Genomic DNA, 21,645 nt, shown 5'->3' on the forward strand with positions numbered 1-21,645 from the left:
AACTAAATTTTATGAATACATAAAATCACACTCTCCAGAACACGGAATGAATCTGTTCCGTTCTCTCAATAGAGGAACCAAATATAAAAGGAGTGTTTTAGAAAAGTGACCATTATCCGCTCAGAGCAGAGTCAACAAGCAGCAGCCGAATATGTGCAGTCCGTTTTTGAGAAGGTTATCGCTCGCAATCCTCATGAGAATGAATTTCATCAAGCCGTCAAGGAAATATTGGATTCGCTGGTTCCGGTACTGGCTAAGCATCCCAAGTATATGCAGCAGGGGCTTTTGGAACGGCTTGTGGAGCCGGAACGGGTCATTACCTTCCGTGTGCCTTGGGTAGACGACGCAGGGAACGTACAGGTCAATCGTGGCTTCCGGGTGCAATTTAATAGTGCCATCGGTCCTTATAAAGGCGGAATCCGTTTTCATCCGTCTGTGTATCTGGGAATCGTCAAATTTTTGGGTTTTGAGCAAATTTTCAAAAACGCCCTCACAGGTCTTCCGATTGGCGGCGGCAAAGGCGGCTCCGATTTTGATCCCAAAGGGAAATCTGATAACGAAGTTATGCGCTTTACACAAAGCTTCATGACCGAGCTGTATAAATATATTGGCCCGGATACTGACGTTCCGGCAGGAGATATTGGTGTAGGCGGGCGTGAGATCGGTTACATGTTCGGGCAGTACAAACGGATTCGCGGGGGACATGAAGGCGGTGTCCTCACCGGTAAAGGGATTCATTACGGAGGTAGTCTCACTCGTACAGAAGCGACTGGATACGGTTGCGTGTATTTTGTAAATGAAATGCTGTACGCTCAAGGCTCGTCCTTTGAGGGGAAACGCGTTGTCGTGTCGGGTTCGGGTAACGTATCCATTTATGCGATTGAAAAAGCACAGCAGCTCGGCGCTACCGTCGTTGCCTGTAGTGACTCGAATGGCTACATCTATGATCCGGACGGCATTGATCTGAATCTGGTGAAGCAGCTTAAAGAAGTGAATCGTCTGCGCATTAGCGAGTATACCAAAGAGCGTCCGGGCGCAATATATACGGAGGGCTGCTCCGGTATCTGGTCGATTCCATGCGATATCGCGTTGCCATGTGCCACACAGAACGAAATTGACGAGCATGCAGCACAATTGCTGGTAAGCAATGGCGTAAAAGCAGTGGGTGAAGGTGCGAATATGCCATCCACGCTACAGGCGATTGAAGTATTTTTGGGCAATGGGGTGCTGTTTGGGCCAGCCAAAGCGGCAAATGCAGGCGGGGTTGCGGTTTCCGCGCTCGAAATGTCACAGAACAGCATGCGCCTGTCATGGACCTTTGAGGAAGTGGATGCCAAGCTGCATGACATTATGAAGAACATCTATGCGAATAGCGTGAAGGCGGCTGAGGAATACGGCGTGCCTGGGAATCTGGTTGTAGGGGCGAACATCGCCGGATTTGTTCGTGTGGCAGACGCTATGCTGTCTCACGGCATCATTTAACGGGATATTACAACTACGGATGGAGAGAGCAAGAGAAGCTGAATAGCGCTGTCTGTATGGCTATCCTGATCTGCTATCGTATGAGTGTAGTGTGGGAGTTATCACATAAGTAAGTTATACAAGAAGAAGCTGAGTGCCCCTTGCGGGCGTGCTCAGCTTTTATTTGATAAGAGTCACTTTATTTTTCACAGGGGCTTGATTTATATTCAAAGAGGATGTATATTACTTGATAGATCAATAATTGATGGATCAAAGGTTGGATCGTCAAGCCCAGTGACATGCTTAAGGGAGGAGAGATTACGATCACCCAGACTTCACCCGAGGCTGACTATATTTTTGATATGCTGTTACTGTTGAACAAGCAGATTAGCTCCAAGTTTGAGCGTTGTGCAGGAATCAGTGCATCCAGATTACAGCTGTTGTGCAAGTTGTATCAGGTGGAGGAAATTAGCCAAACCTTACTGCAAAAAGAGGTTGGCATCGACGGTGCAGCCGTAACCCGCCATCTGAAGCAGCTTGAAGCGACAGCGATGGTCATACGACGCACCAAGCCGGAGGACAACAGAGTTACGCTGGTTAGCCTGACCGATTATGGGCGTGAACGTATTGTTACTTTTAAACAGGAACGCTCACAGTTTGTGACCCGGTTGCTCCAAAGTTTCGACGAGGCCCAGCGGCACCAGCTAGCCGATATGCTGCAAGTTATGAATGGTCATATGTCCGATATGGACTGACCCCAATTATATTACACCCCTAGGGGAAATAAGGAGGAATTTACATGCCAGTAATTACTATTGAAGCAGGCAAATTAAATAAAGAACAAAAAAGATCGTTGGTCACTGAACTTACCACATCAGCTTCAACCATAATGAATGTACCCGAGTCGGCTTTTATTGTTTTGATTAAGGAAAGCGAAAGAGAAAACATTGGTTTCGGAGGAAAATTATTATCTGATCGCTAATGTCAGAAGATGAAGTGGGTTCATTCATTTTTAAGGTAAGGAGCCATTTCTGTAATGAATTAATTTGAGGTTTGAACAAAAAAAGCGCCTCCTGTATGCTGGGTCTCGAATGGAGTCACATTCATGCCCGAATTAAAAGGAGGACGCTCACTATGAAGTATAAACAATCGAAGAAACAGAATCAACGGATACTGCGAATTTCCGACAAGACCCTTGTGTAGGCGCAGACATTGCTAAAGAAACCCATGTGGCCCGAGCTATCGACTTTCGAGGGATAGAACTCGGAAAGGATTGCGTGTTCTCCAATACTCGTGCCGGACTGGAGCAACTGGTTCAGTGGATGAAGGAGCTAGGGCGGGAGCATGCCAAGAGTGATGTCCTCTTCGGCATCGAGTCCACCGGACACTACTGGTTTACGCTGGCTGAGTATTTAAAGAAGCAAGGCATCCCGCTGGTTATCGTGAATCCGCATCATGTGCACAAAAGCAAAGAACTGGAAGACAATTCGCCAACCAAGAACGATTATAAGGACGCCAAAGTCATCGCCGATTTGGTTCGAAACGGAAAGTACAGCGAACCCAAGCTTCCAGCAAGTATTTACGCGGATCTTCGGATTCTCATGAATCTTCGGGAGAAAATCATGGTGAACCTCGGGCAGGTGCAAAGACGGGTACAGAACTGGCAGGATCGCTTTTTTCCAGAGTACACGCAGGTATTTAAAGACTGGAAAGGGAAAGCTTCGCGCATTACCTTGCAGGAGTTTCCAACGCCAGGTGAGATCGTAGAATTAGGTGCAGAAGCCATCGTCCAGCGCTGGAAGAAAGACGTGAAGCGAGCCGTAGGGACGAAACGAACCCGGCAACTGGTAGAAACGGTGAGAAGTTCCATCGGTCTGACCGAAGGACTTCCAGCAGCAAAAATAGAGATTAAAACACTTCTGGAACAGTACGACATGTTCGCCAGACAGCTCGAAGAGATTCTAGCCGAGGTGGAACGTCTACTCTCTCAAATCCCAGGAACGAAAGAGATGCTCACCGTGCCAGGCGTGGCTGTGGTCACCTTGGCGGGGTTCCTGGCGGAAGTGGGATTTAAGGGGTTACGAGCATGGACAGCAGATTATACGGCTGGCCGGACTGAATCTCAAAGAGAACAGCTCAGGGAAGAAAAAAGGAAAATCCAGTATACCAAACGAGGACGCGCAAGGCTAAGAGCGCTACTGTTTCGGGCCGTGATGCCCATGGTGGCGAAGAATGCGGAGTTTAAAGCACTGCACCAATACTTTACCAAACGAAGTCAGAATCCACTGAAGAAAAAGCAATCGATTGTAGCGTTGTGCGGGGAACTGATTCGCGTTCTTCACATGCTCGGCACCAAGCAAATTCGGTACGATGCAAACGACGTTTTAGGGCCAGTACGTGAGGCCCAGTTACAGAAGACAGCTTAAGAAAAACCGGATTCATGTTTCTCATCGGACGGGAATAAGCAGAGACAAAGGAAGCACGGAGCAGCCGCAGGAATCATTTCCATAAGGGCACGACCCTGTAAAGGAGCAAGAAACGGCGTCCACCTCTTGAGAGGCTGAACGAAGGAATGTAAGGGCAAAGACCCCGCGTGATATGGGAGGGTAAGCCGTCAAGAATCAGGAGTGGATATCCCAGGTTCGATCATAGAAGTCGATCCATAGATTGGGAAAAATGTCCCAACCTCTATTCCTGCCACCGGCTCTTCCAGAAAATAATGACATCCTTACATGACTTCTCCAGTGCTCGATATGTCAATGGCTGAAAACCGAAGAACGAGTGAGAAAACATGAGAAAATATTAATTTATAGTGGGAGAGATTTGAATGAGTAATACGAACACATCCAATATTGTTAAAACCAATGATTTTAAAGAAATTGCACTGGGCCGCCGTTCTGTAAAAGTATACGATCCGTCCGTGAAAATTAGCCGCGAAGAAATGACAGAGATTCTGACTGAAGCGACACGCGCTCCATCGTCCATTAACCTGCAACCTTGGCGTTTTCTTGTGATTGACAGCCCGGAAGGTAAAGCAACCTTGGCACCGCTCGCCAGCTTTAATCAACGTCAAGTCGAGACATCTTCGGCAGTTATTGCCGTGTTCGGAGATTTGAACAACTTTGATAATTTCGATCAAATTTTCGGAGAAGCTGTAGAATTGGGCTATATGCCAAAAGATATTAAAGAAATGCAGCAGGAGAAAGTGGCAGCCCATTTCGCAGCGCTTGATCCAGTCGTGAACAAAGAAACCGTTCTGATCGACGGTGGTCTGGTATCCATGCAGTTGATGCTGGTAGCACGCGCTCACGGCTATGACACCAACCCAATCGGTGGTTATGACAAGAGCAGAATCGCTGAAGCCTTTGGTCTTGAAAAAGATCGTTATGTACCTGTCATGCTCATTTCCATGGGTAAAGGAACCAATGAAGGCCATCCATCCACTCGTCTGCCGATTGACCAAATCGCACAGTGGAAATAATAGAAACGAATGGATATCTGTATAGGATATAAAAAAACAGGCGGACAAAGGAACAATCCTTTGCTTCGCCTGTTTTTGTACCGCTTGGGTGCAATAAATTTATTTTAAACACAGATCATTATGCTTCATACTTATTGTGGCCCTATGATCATTGAGTTCTTGTATTAACCTTCCGACACATCAGTAGGGTCAGTGGTGTCAGACTGAGGGGTGCGAAGTCGCTTGGGCCATGTAATTCGGTGGGTAGTATGGCTAAGCTCCTCATAAAATAACGGCCCCTTTCTGAACAGGCGTATAACCAGATGAAAAAAGAACCACCCGTTAATGACCAACAGTATCAGGCTGATCAGAACGCTCGCCCATGGAGGGACTTGAGGCCAAAGCACGGGTCCACCCAGCACGTAATTCATCCCGAAATACAACCAGTACAAGAGGCTGTAGCGCTTCATGAGCTCCCACAGGGAAATACGATTTCCTGTCCCCGCAAGATGTATACGCACCAGCCATTTTCCGGGAGTGCGCCCATTCGTCAGGTAAGGAATTAGCATGAAGTATACTCCACTGGATACCCAGAAGGCAGCCGGCACATGGAGATATTCCATAACACCGAGCAGACCTGTCCAGATGATGCAATCCACGAAAAAGGCTATACCCCGTCTGGTGTAGGACACCCGCTTGGTTGTGATGTCCAAATGCTTGTCCAGATGCTCCAGACGCGGGAGGAAACGCGAAAACCACTCGCCCAAAAGAAAGCCCAGCATGCCGCCTAATGTATTCGCCATCAGATCGTCCACATCGAACACACGATACGCATGGTCAAAAAATCCGTACAGTCCTGTTAGCTGCGTCACCTCAAAGAAGAGAGAAAGGCCAAAGGACAGGATTAGACACCATCCCCACCGCGCACGAAAATAATAACGTAAAAACATACCGAAAGGCACGGTCATCAGAACGTTAAAAACGACCTGGAGAAAAGCGCGTTCCTTCAGCAAATGCAGATAGCTGGAGGGGTGGGAGGGGGAGATAGAAGTCTCCCTTATAATGTCGTGAATAAACTGTAAGGGCATTAACTGCAATGCGCCTCCGGTTAACGCCGTATTATGACGCGATGCCGGAAGCGGCAAAATGACCAAAAAGAAAGCATTCATCAAGTATAAAAGCAACAGGTAAAGCAGCAATGCCCTCGTTTTATGGATATAACCATGTCTGCGATACTGTACGATTAGAAAAGGCAGCGTAAACAGCAACGCGGCAAAAGGAAAGGCGAGAAAGGCGTAAGAAACAGGAAACAGATACGATTGAATCATGAGCTGCTTACGCCTGCTTTCCCCGGAACTTCACCAAAGACCAGATGATCAGGAACGCCATGAACGCCACACATACGCTGATACTGATCCGATTTTGCGGATCAAGTAAGAACAGGAACGCAATCACCCACAGGCATCCGACGGTTATCGCTGTGATATAAGGAAATCCCCATATTTTGAAGCTTGGTTCCACCGGGTAAGATTTGCGCAGCTTCAACTGGGACAGGCAAATACAGCTCCAGACGAGCAAAACGACAAAGCCCGGTACGGCCATCAGAATACGGAACAGTCCGTCCTGAGCGATATATGCGACCATCGAACCGACAATCAGGATCACGGCGCACCATTTGAGACTATTCACCGGAACCCCATTCGAGGATACCCGGGCAAGTGATTTAGGACCTTCCCCATTGACTGCCAGCGAATGCAGCATACGTGTAGCCCCGTAAATCCCCGAATTGGCGGCAGACAGTACGGCAGTAATCAAGATAAAGTTCATGACATGGGCCGAGCCTTGGAGTCCTGCCGAAGACAGCACCTGTACGAACGGGCTGGTATTCGCATCCAGCTGATTCCAGGGAATCAAGCCGCAAATGATAAGAATCGGCAGCGTATAGAACAATACGACGCGAAAAATAAAGCTTTTAACCACCTTCGGAAGTACCTTTTCCGGATTTTCTGTTTCTGTTAACGTCAGACCGATCAACTCAGAGCCTCCGTAGGAAAAGGTAACCACCAGCAGCGCCGAGAAAATAGCCAGCCAGCCATTGGGGAGAAATCCGCCATTCTGTACGTAATTGCTCAGATAAGGCGGAGTTTCAGTTGGGATAATGCCGAACAGGATACACCCACCCAATGCAATAAAGATGATGATCATGGCAATTTTAATACCCGCAAGCCAAAATTCCAGTTCCCCGAAACCGCCGACACTCAGCATGTTAACCACAATAATAAAGGCTGCACTCGCTAAACTGAGTACCCATAAGGGAACGTCTGGCAACCAGTATTGCAGGAAGCTTCCCGCTGCGATTACTTCAATGATACAGACGGCCAGCCACATGAAGCAATACAACCAGCCGATGATGAAGGAAAGCCGTTCTCCAAAAGCTTTGCGAATAAAATCCTTCATATTCATGTTGGGGTAGACGGTAGCCATCTCGGCAATCGCGCCCATGACGACCAGGAGCAGAAGCCCCGCGAAGACATAGGATAGAATGACCCCAGGCCCCGCCAGGCTGATCGTTTCGGTACTTCCTTTAAAAATACCGGTCCCGATGACTCCACCCATAGCCATAAAGGTAATATGCCTAGGGAGCAGCTTTTTGTGCAAAGTGGCTTCATTTGATTTCAATCCGAAATCCTCCTTCATAAAGTCTATAGCTTCAGCATAGCCCAAACAGGGTTGCCTCAATTAGGTTTATACTACATGAAAATATCCAATTAGGAAATGAAAGAAATAGGATTTGGCAAGGAGTTAACCATATATAATTCTACTATGACTTAAATGAAGGGGAATACCTGAAGAGAAATGTGTAGAAGAGCGGTTTAGAGGCAGAATGATGGCGCTGACGATTGCTCTATCTGCGGTCATTGTGCCTTTTATTGCTCTGCTTGGAGGATATTTAAGTTTCGCATTGCAGCGAGGAACTAGCTCCGCAGTATTTTCTTAGCTCGTACTTTTTTAAGCCATCCAGGGAACTCGTTCAGTAGACGGTCGTATAATTCGCTGTCCGTCACCGAGTCGAAGTCATCCAAGGCAAAGAAATCTGCATTATCTACTACGCGGCCGCGCATCTTATCCAACTTTCGAAGAATTCCGTAATCGGCTTTACCAAGACCTACAAATTGCCAGAAAATCGGAGTGCTTGAGCTTTTAATCAGCAGCTGTTCTATTTTTTTTTGTTCATAAATACCTCCATCACTAAAAAAGATAATGTAGGTCGGGATCATGTCGTTGGGATCTTCTTTTGTGTATTTAAGTATGATATCCTTCATGACTTCTGGCTCGTTATTGCCCCACCCCAGCTCACTATCTTCACTAGGCTCAGCATAATTCCTATGAATGTAATTCTCGAAATTCCTCTCTGTGACGCTTGGAGCACGTTTGGCTTTGTCCGCAAAAAACCATACATCCATTTCACCATCGTCATCCATACAGGCGGCTACAGCCAACACACGTTCGCAGGCTTTTTGCACAGTCCCACCCGTGTACAATTTGAACATAGAAATAGAAGCGTCGAATACAACCGCTACTCGTGCTTTTTCACGGTCTATTTGTTTCTTTTTCAGTGAAAATTGTACATTCTGCTTGTGCAGATTAATTCTTCCATTCACGGGGAGAGGCTCCCTCACGTCGGCTTTAGCAGCTGACGGTGCTGCTGGGGATTCCGTTTCCTCCACGGTGACACCATGAGCCTCGGCAAGCGGTTTCAGGCCTCCGTTGAAGCCACGCCCAACTGCGCGAAGCTTGAAGCCGGACGTATGACGATACACCTCTGCCAGCACAAGTGATGTCTCACTGGTAGCCTCGCTGATACTGTACGTGATATGTGATTGCGTGCCTTGAGCAGTAAGGGAGCAGCCTACCACATTGGCAAAAGTACCTGGACCGTCCAGGGTGGCAGCAAACACACATTTTTCCACTCCAGTTCGTTCCAGTTCTTTAAGCGCTATAGTAAATTCGGTCGTTTTGTCATTCGGACGCTGTAACCGTACATGTCCGTGCGGGTCAGCGGGTTGATTGTAAAAAATGAAATAGTCATCAGAGGAAACCTTTCCGTCTGCTCCTACCATAAAACAGCTAACATCCAGTTCGGCAGGTGCATGCTTCCATGTAATGGTGACCCGCACTGTATCCTCCTTACCGAAAGGTGCATTAGCTCCTGTACTCAATACAATGTTGGAACCGCTCATGCTGTCAAACCTCCTATGTATTTTAAAATCTTAAATTTATACAAATTGTACCATGAAAATGGTTTATTCGCCTTGTTTCGAGCAGGAATATTTGTCTCATGGTAGACACCGTAGAAGATGATATATAATGGGGTTGGTTTGGAAAAATAAGATGGTATTTATGAAGCGGAGGCTTTGACAAGTGAAGCAGGAACGGAAAAAGCGGACAGGTTCCCAAACCGGGACGGGCAAGAAGCATGAGGCTGATGAGCTGAACAAGCTGCTTTCCGCATGGCTCCATTCGTCGATCCGTGTTATGGATGTCCGACATATTCGGCTGGAGCCGGAAGAGTGGCTTCAACCGTATCGTCTTCCGACGCAGGCTTTTGTGTTTGTATTACAGGGAAGTGTACGCTTGCCTGCGGATGATCAGGATGATACAAGACATTCATGGTACGTGCTGCATGGCAGCAAAGGCCTGGAACTGAATATGACTCCCTCGGAACGAGGAATCGAATATGTTATTGTACTATATAAAGTGGCTTCTCTATCGGGACATACGGTGTATAGCCTTCCTCCTGTAGCTCATGGCTTTGTGCCACCCTATCCGGTTATGCTGTATCAAAAGCTGCAACTACTGGAGCAGGCATGGCATGATAAGGATACGTTGTCCAAGGTGCAGGCTCAGGGCAGGTTCTATGATTTTGCGTATGAATGTATGCGGCAATTGCAGGAGCAGAAGGTTCGAATGCCTTCCCGGGATATGGTGACACAGGCGATTCGATTTATGCAGGATCATTACGCGGAGTCCATAACGCTGGAACGTTTGGCCGGATTATTGGAATGCAGTCCGAGACATTTGACCCGGTTATTTAAAAAACAAACGAATTGTAGCCCGATTATGTACCTGATTCAACTGCGAATGGACAAGGCGAAGGAGCTTTTGCGGAAGACGGATGCCACTCTACAGGATATCGCTGCCAGTGTGGGGTACCCGGATGTCTATTTCTTTAGCCGGGCATTCAAAAAATATACGGGTGTATCCCCGGTTCATTACCGGGACAGCCTATATTCATCTGCTTTTGTGAGAGATACGAGTCTGGATAATCCATTAAGCATGTCCGAATGTTCCATTGATTCAATAAGTGGCGCCCTGCATACTGTTATTGAGGATAATAATCATTATCAAAACCATGATGAAGGGATTTTACAAATGAATAGAAATGCAAAGCATTCCATGGCATTTATTTTATTGCTTAGTTTTACCTTGCTGCTGAGCGCGTGCTCAGGCTCATCCAGTCCTACGGCAACCGATGGTGCTTCGCAAGGGAACAACAATACATCAACGGAACCAACATCACAGGAAAGGGTGCTGAAGGATGCACTTGGGCATGAGGTGAAGGTTCCGGCTCAGCCTCAGCGTGTGCTCGCTTCTTATCTGGAGGATCATCTGGTGGCATTGGGTGTTAAACCGGTAGCCCAATGGTCGGTAGGTAAAAATTCAGTTCAAGCTTACCTGCAAAAAGAATTGAAGGATGTTCCTGCCATTGCTTCAGATCTTCCGTTCGAGGCGGTTCTGAACTTCAAGCCTGATTTAATCATTATGGACAGTGCGAGCATGGTGGAAGGCGACAAATATAATCAATACTCTAAAATTGCTCCAACTTACGTGGTAGGCAGTAATATGAACAATGATTGGCGTCAAGAGCTGCTGACCGTGGGTGAGGTGCTGAATAAGAGCAATGAAGCGAAGCAGGCATTGAGCAACTACGACAAAAAAGCAGCAGAGGCTAAAGCCAAGCTGAGTCAGACGGTAGGACAACAAACTGCGGCGGCATTGTGGGTAACGGATAAAAATGTGTATGTCGTAAACCAGAATCTATCCAGCGGTGATGTATTGTATAAGGATTTGGGATTCAAGATTCCACAAGTCGTACAGGAGATTTCCAAAACGGCTAAGGCGAACTGGAGTAATTTATCCCTTGAGAAGCTGGCCGAGCTGGATGCGGATTATATCTTTATCGTGAACAGCAAAGGCGTAAGCAAGGATGAGATCATCAAAGATCCTGTATGGGGAGGAATTCCAGCGGTTAAAGAAGGCCATATATATGATTTTGGTAAAGATTCCAGTTGGCTTTATACAGGTACGATTGCAAACGGCCAAATGATTGATGATGTTCTGAAAAGTGTAACTCCATAATTGAGATTGTAATTCAAAAGCGCTCACCCGTCGTTACGGCTTTATGCCGCAGTGATGGAGGAGCGCTTTTTTATGAAAAGATGCCTGCATAGGGCAGACATCTGAGTTTGCTTTTTAGATTAAGATTGCGGAGATACGAGGATTTTAACCTGATTTTTCTCTTTCAGCAGAGCTTCAAAACCGTGTTCAATCACTTCATCGAGCTTAATACGTTTGGTAACGAGCTTGTCAGCAGGGAAATACCCTTTTTCCATCAGGCTGATTACAGCCGGGAACACATCACGGTAACCGATAATGCCGGTCATATTACGCTCTTTCATAACGATATTGTTAGGCTTGATTGGAGCTTCTTTTTCGAAAATGCTGACGATCATAATTTGTCCGCTGATTTTGGTGGACTCGATCGCTTGAGTCAGTACAGGAGGTACTCCAGTGACTTCATAGGCTACATCTACGCCGCCGTTGGTCCGTTTGTGCAGTTCTTCCACCACATCATAAGTCTTAGGATCAAGCACAATAGCACCCAGCTCTTCAGCTTTAGCTTTACGCTCTTCAGAAAGCTCTACTGCATAAATTTCAGATGCGCCCGAAGCTTTCAACGCTTCAATAACCAGCAATCCGATAGGACCAGCGCCGAATACTACAGCTTTGTCGCCGACTTTTAGTTGGCTTTGGCGAACAGCATACAGGGCAACGGCTGAAGGTTCTACCAAAGCGCCTTGCTCGAAAGACACGCTTTCGGGAATTTTGTGAACCATATGCTCGTCTGCTGTGACATATTCGGAAAATCCACCACCGCCGCCTGCCAGACCGAGGAAGCCCATTTTATCGCAAAGATTATAGCTGCCTTGTTTACATGCATCACATTCTCCACATGCAAAAATCGGTTCTACGACCACACGGTCGCCAACCTGAATCTTGGTTACACCTTCGCCGATTTCGACCACTTGTCCAGAGAATTCATGTCCCATGACGACAGGAGCCTTTTCACCAGTCAATGGATGCTGTGCATCTTGGGGAATAAAGATTGGTCCTGCTACATATTCGTGAAGATCACTTCCGCAAATGCCACACCATTCTACTTTGATTTTTACTTTTCCTGCCAGAGCGGCGGGCTGCTCGATGTTTTCCAATCGTAAGTCTTTTACTCCATGCCATCTCAATGCTTGCATGTTTGTCATCTCCTTGACGAATATGTGATCATGTATTGTTATAAAAGCAAATGAATTAGGAAACGTTTCCGAAAAATAATATGTCACAATTTTTACACATTGTCAAACCAAATCCATACAAAAAGCACTTGATTTTTGTGTGAATATAATCACTTGTTACTACAGCGCTATATTTGGGCTATCGCTTTGACTAAAGAGATTTTGTGAATTTTTTAAACGAAGCAGCGATAATGAAGAAACTACTTCAATTTTTAAATACTCATTCTATGGTATAATATCAATACAGAGATTTTATTGTTGAAAATCAGAAAACGATTCCGACCGTGAAAGGATTTTGGGTGTGCCAGATCAAAAAAAAGTAACCATAGAGGATGTAGCCAAGCGAGCAGGGGTTGGTATTGCGACTGTCTCCAGAGCTATTAACGATAGTGAGGGCATCAGCCCGAGAACGAAGGCATTGATTTTGCAAGTGATTGAAGAAATGGGTTTTACGCCCAATACCTCGGCTCAGAGCCTGAAGGTTCGCCAAACACACCAAATTGCGTTGGCCGTGCCGGATATCCGTAACGCGATTATCCCTGAGATCGCTTGGTCCGTGGAGCAAGCTGCCAAGCAGCATGGTTACCGGGTCGTGCAAATTAATACCGCCGGAAATGCCAGAATGGAGCTTGAAACGGTGCGGGAGGTCAAGAAGCTGCATGTGGACGGACTTATTATTATGCCACTGGCGTATCCCAAAATGCTGGTGGATCTGATCAATAAAGCCAGCGTTCCGGTGTCCATCATTAACTACGGCAAAAAGCTGGGCGAAGACGTCAAAGCCGATATTGTCAGTCTGGCCCGACAAGAGGGACGGCTTGTGATGGAGCATTTGCTTAAAATCGGTCGAACGAGAATTGCTTATGCAGGCGCTGCGAAGGACAAAATCGAGGAAAGATACTTCGCCTATGAGCAATTTCTCCCGCATGTGGATATTTCTCTTGTTTATTTTGGCGATGATTTCTCCTTTGAGACGGGATTGCGTGCAGCCGATTATTTTTATAGCTTGAAACACATGCCGGATGCCATTTATGCGGTTAACGATATGGTAGCGATAGGAATCGTGAATCGATTTAAGGATTTGGGTGTAAAAGTGCCGGAAGAGGTAGCGGTGGTCGGCATTGATAACAATTTATGGGCTACGGTAACAACGCCGCAGATCAGCTCTGTTTCCATTATGGGAGAAGAGGTGGCACGATTGGCTGCGGAGCTGCTGCTCAAGCGGATTCAGGATCAGACACCGGGCGATTACGAGCGAGTGCAATTCGAGCCTCGCTTAATCGTCAGGGAATCGAGCGTGTCTGTGATTCGCAAGCCTACGGTTGGACGTGACGAGTAGTAGTCTAGCTGGAAACTTCCTATCGTTATAATGATGGATGAACGGCCGCTGGCGTAGTAGGATATGAATGGGTTTTGGGCAATCGTAACTACCATTGTTTGTTCGGACAGGAGAGTGTATTCATGTCAAAAGGTAGCGTGTTCGTTTCTGTAGCTTGTATTGCACTATTGCTGGCTGTAATCATAGGGTGCACTCCCCATCCAGTGGGACAGGATGCTGAAACTGCGGCGCCGTCCGGGGTAAACAATGGGGAGTCCAAGCAAACTGCAGCCAATACGCAGCATACCCAGCAAAGTAAAGAGGAGCTGGTGCTTTCCTTTTATAAGGATTCATCCCTCAGTGATGAAGCAAAAGTACGTCACATGACGGACCATTTAGCAGGAATCCAATGGGGAAAGATGAACGAAATCAATGAACATCTAAGCCTGGAAATCATCGAATATCTGTATAGGCAGCGCGCTTTTATTCCATCGGAAAGTTTTCCAAATGTGATCCGAGCTTCTGAAGGATTGGATGGAGCTTTAAGCGAAAGCTATGCTGGTCTTATGGGAGATTTGTTTACAAGAGACAGAACTGCGATGACTCGAGCATTGGCAAATATGGACAAAACCAACCGCACACAAGGTATAGGAAGCATCGGGTATGCTCTCAGCTATAGAGAACCAAAGGAAGTCAAGAAAGAGATTCAACAATGGCAGGCAGGGCAAAAGCTTACTACGGCAGAGAAGGATGTCATTCGAGCCTTGTTCGTCAAGCTGGATAATCCGTATTGATGCTCAAATAGTGATGACCACATGCATAGAGGAATATATTGAACAGCCGCGTCTCTACCGGAGGAGCGGCTGTTTTGTACTGTTTTTTTACATTCTGCCATGTATGATCGGGATAAGCGTTAGTAGAACCAGTGGTTTCAGATGTTCATCTAACAACGGGTTAAATGGTCGGGTGATCCTGATCCGAGCGCAAGCGTTTGATATCACTAATTGGAGGCAGGCCGAACAAGCGGGCGTATTCGCGGCTGAATTGTGAGGGACTCTCGTAACCTACCTGAAAACCGACATCTGCCGCATCCGCTGATTCGGATAACAACAGGCGGCGGGACTCTTGTAGACGTAATTGTTTTTGATATTGCATTGGGCTCATAGCCGTAACCTCTTTAAAATGACGATGTAGTGACGAAGGACTCATATTCGCTAGTTTGGACAATTCCTCAATACGCAACGGCTTATCATAATCCTGCTTAATCCGCTTTATGACTTCTGCGATTCGGTTGGAATGGCAGCCGGTCATGACCAGTTGTTTTAAGGATTCCCCCTGATTACCCTGTAAAATCCTATACAGTATCTCACGAATGACTAATGGAGCCAGCACCGGAACATCCTGCGGGTTTTCCAAAAGATGCACTAGCCTTACCACGGCATCCAGCAGTAGTGAGTTAGTTTGGCTTACATACAAGCCTCGTCTGGAATCAGGCATTGGGCTTGTGGGAAAAGCAGATTCCTTGATCAGGTCCAAAACCTGATGCGGATCAAAATTGAGCCGGAGGCACAAATAAGGAGCTTCTGCTGACGCTTGGATGACCTGCCCGGATATCGGCAAATCCACCGACACTACAAGGTAGTCGAATGTGCCGTAATGGTAACTTTCCTCTGCGAGCATCACGACTTTTCTGCCTTGTGCCACAATACATAAAGCAGGTTCATGGACTTGATGTATCGGAACGGTTGTATTTGAACTTCGGACGAAATGAAGCGAAGGTATGGCTGTAGTGAGAACTCCGTCCTGATTTGAAAATCGTTCTATAAGCCTTGCCAACTCGGCTTGTTTTTCCATGGTAGAACTTTCTATTTTGGTTGCCCCCATCATGACACATCCCTTCTTTGCAACGTAGCCCGTTTTAATTTTCAGTAGTTTATTACATATTAAGGGGCTTTGGAGGATTAGGCAATAATTTGCTCTGATTCTTCTACCGGGCTGATGGACATTCCTCTCATAATAAGATGCAGATACAACACCTAATGAGCAATTGAGAAAAAAATAGAAGTGCAAAGGAGTGGGAGTCATGGAGAGTAACAAAGCGGAAAAAAGTGTACACGCTTCGCAGCATCCCTATATAGGGATGTGGGTAACTGAAGACGGAAATATCCGTCACGAACTCTTGCCTAATGGCCGTTATGATGAAGCACGGGGTCAGAGACAAAGTGCCTATACAGGCAGCTATATCTTAGAAGATGACTATATCGAATATGTGGACGACACCGGATTTACGGCAGATGGTGTATTCAAAAATGGTGTTTTGTATCATGCAGGGATGGTTTTTTACAGGGAAGTAAAAAAGTAATCTGTTTCAGTGATATTTTTAACTAGAGGAGGAATAAGAATGTTGGATATTAAAGGGAAAGTCGTAGCTATTACGGGGGCAAGCAGTGGAATCGGTGAAGCTACTGCCCGTTTACTTGCTCACCATGGGGCTTATGTAATATTAGGGGCCAGACGCACAGAGCGACTGGAGGCTCTGACATCCGAGATTCGTTCTAAAGGTGGATCGGCTGATTATCAGCAACTGGATGTGACTAAGAGGGACCAGATGGAAGCGTTCATTAAGTACGCGGAAAAAACATTTGGGCGTGTGGATGTAATTTTGAACAATGCGGGAGTGATGCCTCTTTCAAAATTAGAAGCCCTGAAGGTAGAGGAATGGGATCGCATGATTGATGTAAATATACGGGGCGTTCTGCATGGGATTGCGGCAGGGCTTCCGATTATGAAAAAGCAAGGATTTGGTCAGTTTATCAATATCGCCTCTATTGGCGCGTATAGTGTAACCCCAACTGCAGCGGTGTATTGCGCAACGAAGTATGCGGTTCGGGCGATCTCTGAAGGATTGCGTTTGGAGGTGGGGGGAGATATTCGTGTGACGCTGGTATCGCCGGGAGTAACCGAATCCGAGCTTGCTGACAGTATTTCAGATGAAGAGACCCGGCAAGGAATGAAAGAGTACCGTCGTATTTCGATTTCGCCTGATGCCATTGCCCGTTCCATTCTGTATGCCATGGAGCAGCCAGCGGATGTAGATGTTAATGAAATTATTGTCAGACCCACGGCAAGCCCGAATTAACGCCATGGCATCCATGATTCCCCCTTTCTACTCAGATCATTTTTCCCTCCATCCTTTATGGATGGGGGGTATTTATAGGATGAGAAGGACCATCATTCACACCACAGAGTGTAAAAAAGGCTGTGACTTTATAATAAGCGGGTTTACTTTTACAAATGTTTGTGTTAACTTTATTTCGACAAACATCGAAATTAAGACTGGAACAGAAGGAAGTCGAACTGGGTGAAAGATACAACGGAAATGCAACAAGCTGTAAAAATATATAAAGCGCTTGGAGAACCGACTCGTCTCAAAATAGCATTTTTGCTGAAAGAGGAAAGTGACCAATGCTGCTCTGTTCTGGGTGAGAAGCTAAACAGTGTTGCTATTTCAACGCTATCGCACCACCTGAAGCAAATGGCAGAATCCGGGCTGCTAACGTTCCGTAAAGAGGGCACCTTTATTTATTACAGCCTGGATGTTGAAGTAGCGAAGAAATATGCCCCATACCTGATGACATAATTTTTTTATTCCTAATTTCGATATTTGTAAAAATATAAAAATATAATAGAAAAGAGGCGTTATATAAAATGCAGAGCACGTGGAAAGTATACATTTTGGCAATTATCAGTTTTTTGGTAGGAACATCTGAATATATTATCTCGGGAATTCTGGATCAAATTGCAACTACGATGGGAATTACAGTGGCCGCCGCAGGTCAGTTAATTACTGTTTTCTCCCTTGCCTACGCGATTGGCACGCCGATTCTGATGGCAGTCACCGCTAAAATGGACAGACGTAAACTGCTCCTGTATTCCCTCGGATTGTTCGCAGTTGCCAATCTGCTCTCCTTTGTTCTGCCGGGTTTTGGCATGTTTATTGCCGCACGTATTCTCATGGCACTCGGGGCGGGGATGGTCGTGGTGACGGCACTAAGTATTGCAGCGAAAATTGCTCCAGCCGGCAAGCAGGCCAGCTCCATTGCTACGGTCACCATGGGTTTTACAGCCTCGCTAATTATTGGTATTCCGCTTGGCAGAATGATATCTACCGCATATGGATGGAAAACCGTATTTCTCGGCATCGCTTTGGCAGGGATTATCGCCCTGATTGTTATTGCTATGACGATTCCCCGTATAAAAGGAGATAAACCTGTCCCCTTACTGCAACAGTTTGCTCTTCTAAAAAAGCCCGAAGTCGCTTTGGGATTAGGCATTACCTTCTTTTGGCTTGGAGGTTATTCACTTGCATATACCTATATCTCACCATACTTGCTGGATGTATCAGGTGTAGGAGAGGATATGCTGAGCATCGTATTACTCGCCTTCGGGATTGCCAGTCTGATCGGGTCGAAAATCGGTGGATACAGTGCAGATAGAAAGGGCATTCCCTTTACGTTATTCGGAGGCATGGTGCTGCATATGATTTCGTTGCTCTTACTTCCCTTTGCAGCCCACTCCCTGATCGCAGTATTCGCTTTATTGATCCTTTGGTCGTTCGCAGCCTGGACATCGGGGCCGACTCAACAATATAATCTGGTCACTCTCGTACCAGAGTCTTCTGGCGTGATGCTGAGTCTTAATCAGTCAACGATGCAGCTTGCAATGGCAGCCGGAGCCGGAATTGGTGGCGTGGTTGTAGGTCAGGTTTCGCTGGCTTCCATCACCTGGTTTGGAGCAGCGGGGGTCGCTATCGCCATTGTGGCTACGTATTTACTTTCACGGAGATCCTCAGTTCAAACGCAAGTGAGTGTTACGGAATAAGGTATATAGGTAAGTAGAAAAGAGGGGTCCCGGCCATGGAGATGGTTTAGAGCCCCTCTTTAAATTTAGCAGCAATATCTCCTCTATATAAGCCGAACTGGAAAGTTACTATGGTGCCACGGCGCAGTCGGATGGTGCTTCCCATCGCCACCGCTTCGCTTGTACAGCACCATTCCACCTACTCCGTTTTGATGTGAATTTTTCAAGTTAGGCTTATATAGTCGGACTATTACTCAAATTGAATGTCGGTAATTGTACCACCCTCAATAAATCCGATATTTTTATAAACTTGATTGGATGTAGGATTTTTTAAATCTGCATACAGTATAGGTACTAAATGCTCACTCTCCAAGATGGAACATAGATTAGCCACAATTGCGCTGGCAAAACCTTTCTTTCGATAATTAGTTGGGGTATAAACAGCATTAATCTGAGCATGTCTCGGAGAACGGTGAGCAATATTTGCCATGGACACTGGAGTATTTTTTACAATCCAAAGATATAAATCACCTGCTTTGATGACCTCCTGCAACTAACTGTACGTCCTCTCGAATGGCATGCCGTATGATTCCCTCAACATCTGAGGGTTTGTTAGACTTGGGACAGAAATAAGACTCCATGACCATGTGTATATGTACTTGAGAAGCATGATGTTTGGCATAAGCATTTGCAAAGCTCTTAACCGTTTCAGAATCGCCGCATACACCTGATATAGTAGCCCCTTTTAAATAAAGTAAGAGTTCCTGAATATAGGCCGATTTCTGAATGTCGGTTATTTGTTGTGATATCCATAGCCACGCCCTATGTCCTTGTGATTGAGCGAAGATCATATTTCCATCGGACGTTTTGAGGCATATTGATCCTTTTGACTCACAAATACGATGGATCAAATTGCGAACTTCGTCAGCTAAGAATATATTTTGCTCTAATACATGGTCGTTTGGGACTAGCTGTACAATCATTCCTTTGCCCCCTAAAAATCAGTTATGATATAGTTGTACCTCTGAAATATAGATATGACAATAATGGGATTAACGCAGGATTTTACAAGGAGAAATGAATGAAGAAAAAGATAAGGAAGATTGTGGTCGAAGGGCAAACTTATGAATACTTACTGAATGATCATTTTGTGAATGGTCGAAGCATTAATGTATTAAAAGTTTTTTGGGAAGGGAAAAAGATTGCCCCCCTCCTGGTTACCTTCTTGACATGGAATGATCCCATTGGAGGTAGTCCATTAGCTACAGGCGTCGAACTGTACAACCATAGGAGTGGGGTCTCGGAAATTTATAATCTTAATCATCCGAAAAATGTTCGAGCATGGATACTGCATGGCTTAGAAAGCGGATGGACAGGAAAAGAAACATGGGAGATTGAAGATGCATTATCAACAATGATCGATATGGGTTATGAAGCACAATGGTTAAGACCCGAAGTATAAAGAACTGTGTGAGTGAAAGGCAAGAGTAGATATAGAACGTATAAAAGATGGCACAACCCGACAATCGCGTCGGGTTGTTCTATATGAATGAAGCGCAGAGCCTGGTTAGCCAGCTACGGGGATTGAAGAGATAATCACATCGAAGGAATCTTCAGGATCATCCCCGATTTTTTCAGGATGCGTAAGATATGGAATCAGGTCAAGTATTTTGTAGAAGGTGCTGCGCCAGCCGTGTGGAATGAGCAGGGGCAATGGATTTGATCCGCTCCCCCGTTCATGTATGAAGTGGATGTCCATTCCAACTATGTCAGCCTTTCTTTCAAATCCTGAATATCCTGACTTTCAATATTTAAAGTGAAGGGTTGAAGGTCCATTCTGATCCTCCTCAGGTGCTGTTATTGGTTGCCTCTCTATGTACTTATGTGTGTTACTAAACATGGTGCAGGCTACTAACAGTTAGAGAGAATGTCTGTTGAATCTATCAGGATTTAAACTTCCGCGCTATACGCTTCTTGTTTTTTTGACGCCAAATCCATCTTTCGATAAAGTTTTTTTCTTTTCTTTCCTGAAGTGTTTCCTTCATACCCTTGATGAGAAATTCGGATCTGCGCTTGTCATTTCTGCTAATCTCGCGCAGTTCCTCAATAAATTTATTGTCCATGTCCGCATCTCCGTTAGTTCAGGATTATACAATGTGCTAAGCTAGATTATATAGAACATACGTTCCTTTTTCAAGTCTATTCCTTGTTTATGAAATCATAGAACGATTTTGTGAAATGGTAATTCCCCGCCCAAACCAACTTCCAGTGAACATAAGCTGGAGTAGAAAGGAGGGTTTACAACATGATCAGCAAAGCATTTGTATCTCAAACGTATCCGCGCCTTACCGTCTTTAGTGAAGAAAATTTTCGGGGGGCGAGCAGAGTATATACGGGAAATTTAGGTATTCGTGATAAGGATACCATTCTCGATGGCATAGAGAGCCTGCGATTCTTTTCTACCAGCAGCGATGCTACCCTTGTACTTTTTACAGGCACGCGTTTTAGAGGGGATTTTCGTGTCTATAGAGGCAATCGTCGCATCGCCGACTTGAATGATCTGATACGTGGGAATGATGTAGAATCTATTATTTCTACCAATCAACGTCTAACGTTGCAGCAAATCCGTAATATCCGCAGTACCGGGAAACTTCCATCCGGCTATCATTTGATCTAGCGACCTCCTTTTCGACTTAATGAACATTTTACAAGACTGTTTCAGGAGCTTGCAAGTTTCGGGCTTCCGGGGCAGTTTTTCTATTTGTACACGCGACTTACATACTCGAATGATGAGAGAAACTGTACGAGAGAATGGGGGGAGTGGTTTTGATAATAGCAGATCGGGGGCGGCTGTAATTGCGAATCACAAATTTCAAATCATGGATTATTTTTTTGACTTGTGCAGGAGGAACCTA

At 45.7% G+C, this 21,645-nt stretch carries 23 protein-coding genes; 14 read left to right on the top strand and 9 right to left on the bottom strand.

Annotation, left to right across the window (positions count from 1 at the left end):
- Positions 1-105: 105 nt before the first annotated feature.
- From gdhA to ACQ4MX_RS23205, 5 genes are all read left to right on the top strand, one after another.
- Positions 106-1,482: an NADP-specific glutamate dehydrogenase gene (gene gdhA / locus ACQ4MX_RS23185; protein WP_431087563.1), complete on the top strand. Its 1,377-nt coding sequence runs from the start codon at positions 106-108 to the stop codon at positions 1,480-1,482.
- A gap of 341 nt (positions 1,483-1,823) precedes the next feature.
- A complete protein-coding gene (locus ACQ4MX_RS23190; RefSeq protein WP_431091391.1) occupies positions 1,824-2,216 on the top strand; it encodes a MarR family winged helix-turn-helix transcriptional regulator in 393 nt (130 codons plus the stop codon).
- Positions 2,217-2,260: 44 nt separating this feature from the next.
- Positions 2,261-2,443 carry a 4-oxalocrotonate tautomerase DmpI gene (dmpI, locus tag ACQ4MX_RS23195; protein ID WP_354454040.1) on the top strand — a complete coding sequence of 61 codons (183 nt, stop codon included), beginning with the start codon at positions 2,261-2,263 and terminating at the stop codon, positions 2,441-2,443.
- 247 nt (positions 2,444-2,690) lie between these two features.
- Positions 2,691-3,887, top strand: a complete 1,197-nt coding sequence (locus ACQ4MX_RS23200) for an IS110 family transposase (RefSeq protein WP_431087564.1) — start codon at positions 2,691-2,693, stop codon at positions 3,885-3,887.
- A 401-nt stretch (positions 3,888-4,288) separates the two neighbouring features.
- A complete protein-coding gene (locus ACQ4MX_RS23205; protein ID WP_014282742.1) occupies positions 4,289-4,942 on the top strand; it encodes a nitroreductase family protein in 654 nt (217 codons plus the stop codon).
- Between the two features lie 164 nt (positions 4,943-5,106).
- On the opposite strand, the gene ACQ4MX_RS23210 is transcribed toward ACQ4MX_RS23205, so the two are convergent.
- The 3 genes from ACQ4MX_RS23210 to ACQ4MX_RS23220 all read right to left on the bottom strand — a co-directional run bounded on the left by ACQ4MX_RS23210 (position 5,107) and on the right by ACQ4MX_RS23220 (position 9,162).
- Entirely contained in the window at positions 5,107-6,249 is a 1,143-nt protein-coding gene (locus ACQ4MX_RS23210) for a VanZ family protein (RefSeq protein WP_431087565.1), read from the bottom strand.
- A 7-nt stretch (positions 6,250-6,256) separates the two neighbouring features.
- Positions 6,257-7,600: an amino acid permease gene (locus tag ACQ4MX_RS23215; RefSeq protein WP_192513284.1), complete on the bottom strand. Its 1,344-nt coding sequence runs from the start codon at positions 7,598-7,600 to the stop codon at positions 6,257-6,259.
- Between the two features lie 296 nt (positions 7,601-7,896).
- Positions 7,897-9,162 (bottom strand): VWA domain-containing protein, encoded by a 1,266-nt coding sequence (locus ACQ4MX_RS23220; RefSeq protein WP_431087567.1) that lies wholly within the window; start codon positions 9,160-9,162, stop codon positions 7,897-7,899.
- Positions 9,163-9,343: 181 nt separating this feature from the next.
- Between ACQ4MX_RS23220 and ACQ4MX_RS23225 the strand changes: the two genes are divergently transcribed.
- A complete protein-coding gene (locus ACQ4MX_RS23225) occupies positions 9,344-11,341 on the top strand; it encodes an ABC transporter substrate-binding protein (RefSeq protein ID WP_431087569.1) in 1,998 nt (665 codons plus the stop codon).
- A gap of 119 nt (positions 11,342-11,460) precedes the next feature.
- Here ACQ4MX_RS23225 and ACQ4MX_RS23230 read toward each other — a convergent pair whose 3' ends face one another.
- Entirely contained in the window at positions 11,461-12,513 is a 1,053-nt protein-coding gene (locus ACQ4MX_RS23230; protein WP_431087571.1) for a 2,3-butanediol dehydrogenase, read from the bottom strand.
- Between the two features lie 340 nt (positions 12,514-12,853).
- On the opposite strand from ACQ4MX_RS23230, the gene ACQ4MX_RS23235 reads away from it, so the two are divergent.
- On the top strand, positions 12,854-13,891 hold the full coding sequence (locus ACQ4MX_RS23235; protein WP_431087573.1) for a LacI family DNA-binding transcriptional regulator: 1,038 nt from the start codon (positions 12,854-12,856) through the stop codon (positions 13,889-13,891).
- 122 nt (positions 13,892-14,013) lie between these two features.
- The gene (locus ACQ4MX_RS23240; RefSeq protein WP_431087575.1) at positions 14,014-14,664 is read left to right on the top strand and encodes a hypothetical protein; all 651 of its coding nucleotides are present in this window, start codon (positions 14,014-14,016) and stop codon (positions 14,662-14,664) included.
- A gap of 160 nt (positions 14,665-14,824) precedes the next feature.
- Here ACQ4MX_RS23240 and ACQ4MX_RS23245 read toward each other — a convergent pair whose 3' ends face one another.
- Complete coding sequence (locus ACQ4MX_RS23245) at positions 14,825-15,754, bottom strand: AraC family transcriptional regulator N-terminal domain-containing protein (protein ID WP_431091392.1); 930 nt, start codon at positions 15,752-15,754, stop codon at positions 14,825-14,827.
- Between the two features lie 199 nt (positions 15,755-15,953).
- Between ACQ4MX_RS23245 and ACQ4MX_RS23250 the strand changes: the two genes are divergently transcribed.
- The 4 genes from ACQ4MX_RS23250 (at position 15,954) to ACQ4MX_RS23265 (ending at position 18,751) form a co-directional block, all read left to right on the top strand.
- Positions 15,954-16,232: an Atu4866 domain-containing protein gene (locus ACQ4MX_RS23250; RefSeq protein ID WP_013311369.1), complete on the top strand. Its 279-nt coding sequence runs from the start codon at positions 15,954-15,956 to the stop codon at positions 16,230-16,232.
- A 39-nt stretch (positions 16,233-16,271) separates the two neighbouring features.
- Positions 16,272-17,009 carry an SDR family oxidoreductase gene (locus ACQ4MX_RS23255; RefSeq protein ID WP_431087576.1) on the top strand — a complete coding sequence of 246 codons (738 nt, stop codon included), beginning with the start codon at positions 16,272-16,274 and terminating at the stop codon, positions 17,007-17,009.
- Positions 17,010-17,231: 222 nt separating this feature from the next.
- A complete protein-coding gene (locus ACQ4MX_RS23260) occupies positions 17,232-17,510 on the top strand; it encodes an ArsR/SmtB family transcription factor (protein ID WP_431087577.1) in 279 nt (92 codons plus the stop codon).
- Between the two features lie 68 nt (positions 17,511-17,578).
- Complete coding sequence (locus ACQ4MX_RS23265; RefSeq protein ID WP_431087578.1) at positions 17,579-18,751, top strand: MFS transporter; 1,173 nt, start codon at positions 17,579-17,581, stop codon at positions 18,749-18,751.
- 229 nt (positions 18,752-18,980) lie between these two features.
- On the opposite strand, the gene ACQ4MX_RS23270 is transcribed toward ACQ4MX_RS23265, so the two are convergent.
- Positions 18,981-19,283: a GNAT family N-acetyltransferase gene (locus ACQ4MX_RS23270; RefSeq protein WP_431087579.1), complete on the bottom strand. Its 303-nt coding sequence runs from the start codon at positions 19,281-19,283 to the stop codon at positions 18,981-18,983.
- Complete coding sequence (locus ACQ4MX_RS23275) at positions 19,258-19,713, bottom strand: hypothetical protein (RefSeq protein WP_431087581.1); 456 nt, start codon at positions 19,711-19,713, stop codon at positions 19,258-19,260. The genes ACQ4MX_RS23270 and ACQ4MX_RS23275 overlap by 26 nt, the downstream gene beginning before the upstream one ends.
- A gap of 98 nt (positions 19,714-19,811) precedes the next feature.
- Between ACQ4MX_RS23275 and ACQ4MX_RS23280 the strand changes: the two genes are divergently transcribed.
- Positions 19,812-20,192: a hypothetical protein gene (locus tag ACQ4MX_RS23280; protein ID WP_431087582.1), complete on the top strand. Its 381-nt coding sequence runs from the start codon at positions 19,812-19,814 to the stop codon at positions 20,190-20,192.
- 105 nt (positions 20,193-20,297) lie between these two features.
- Here the strand turns inward: ACQ4MX_RS23280 and ACQ4MX_RS23285 are convergent, their stop codons facing one another.
- Both ACQ4MX_RS23285 and ACQ4MX_RS23290 read right to left on the bottom strand, forming a co-directional pair.
- Complete coding sequence (locus tag ACQ4MX_RS23285) at positions 20,298-20,498, bottom strand: epoxide hydrolase N-terminal domain-containing protein (protein ID WP_431091393.1); 201 nt, start codon at positions 20,496-20,498, stop codon at positions 20,298-20,300.
- 175 nt (positions 20,499-20,673) lie between these two features.
- Positions 20,674-20,853, bottom strand: a complete 180-nt coding sequence (locus tag ACQ4MX_RS23290) for a hypothetical protein (RefSeq protein ID WP_014282729.1) — start codon at positions 20,851-20,853, stop codon at positions 20,674-20,676.
- A gap of 182 nt (positions 20,854-21,035) precedes the next feature.
- Between ACQ4MX_RS23290 and ACQ4MX_RS23295 the strand changes: the two genes are divergently transcribed.
- Complete coding sequence (locus ACQ4MX_RS23295; RefSeq protein WP_431087583.1) at positions 21,036-21,407, top strand: hypothetical protein; 372 nt, start codon at positions 21,036-21,038, stop codon at positions 21,405-21,407.
- The last annotated feature ends 238 nt before the right edge of the window (positions 21,408-21,645 follow it).

The sequence above is a fragment of the Paenibacillus sp. 8b26 genome (genome assembly GCF_050626875.1).
Lineage (GTDB): Bacteria > Bacillota > Bacilli > Paenibacillales > Paenibacillaceae > Paenibacillus.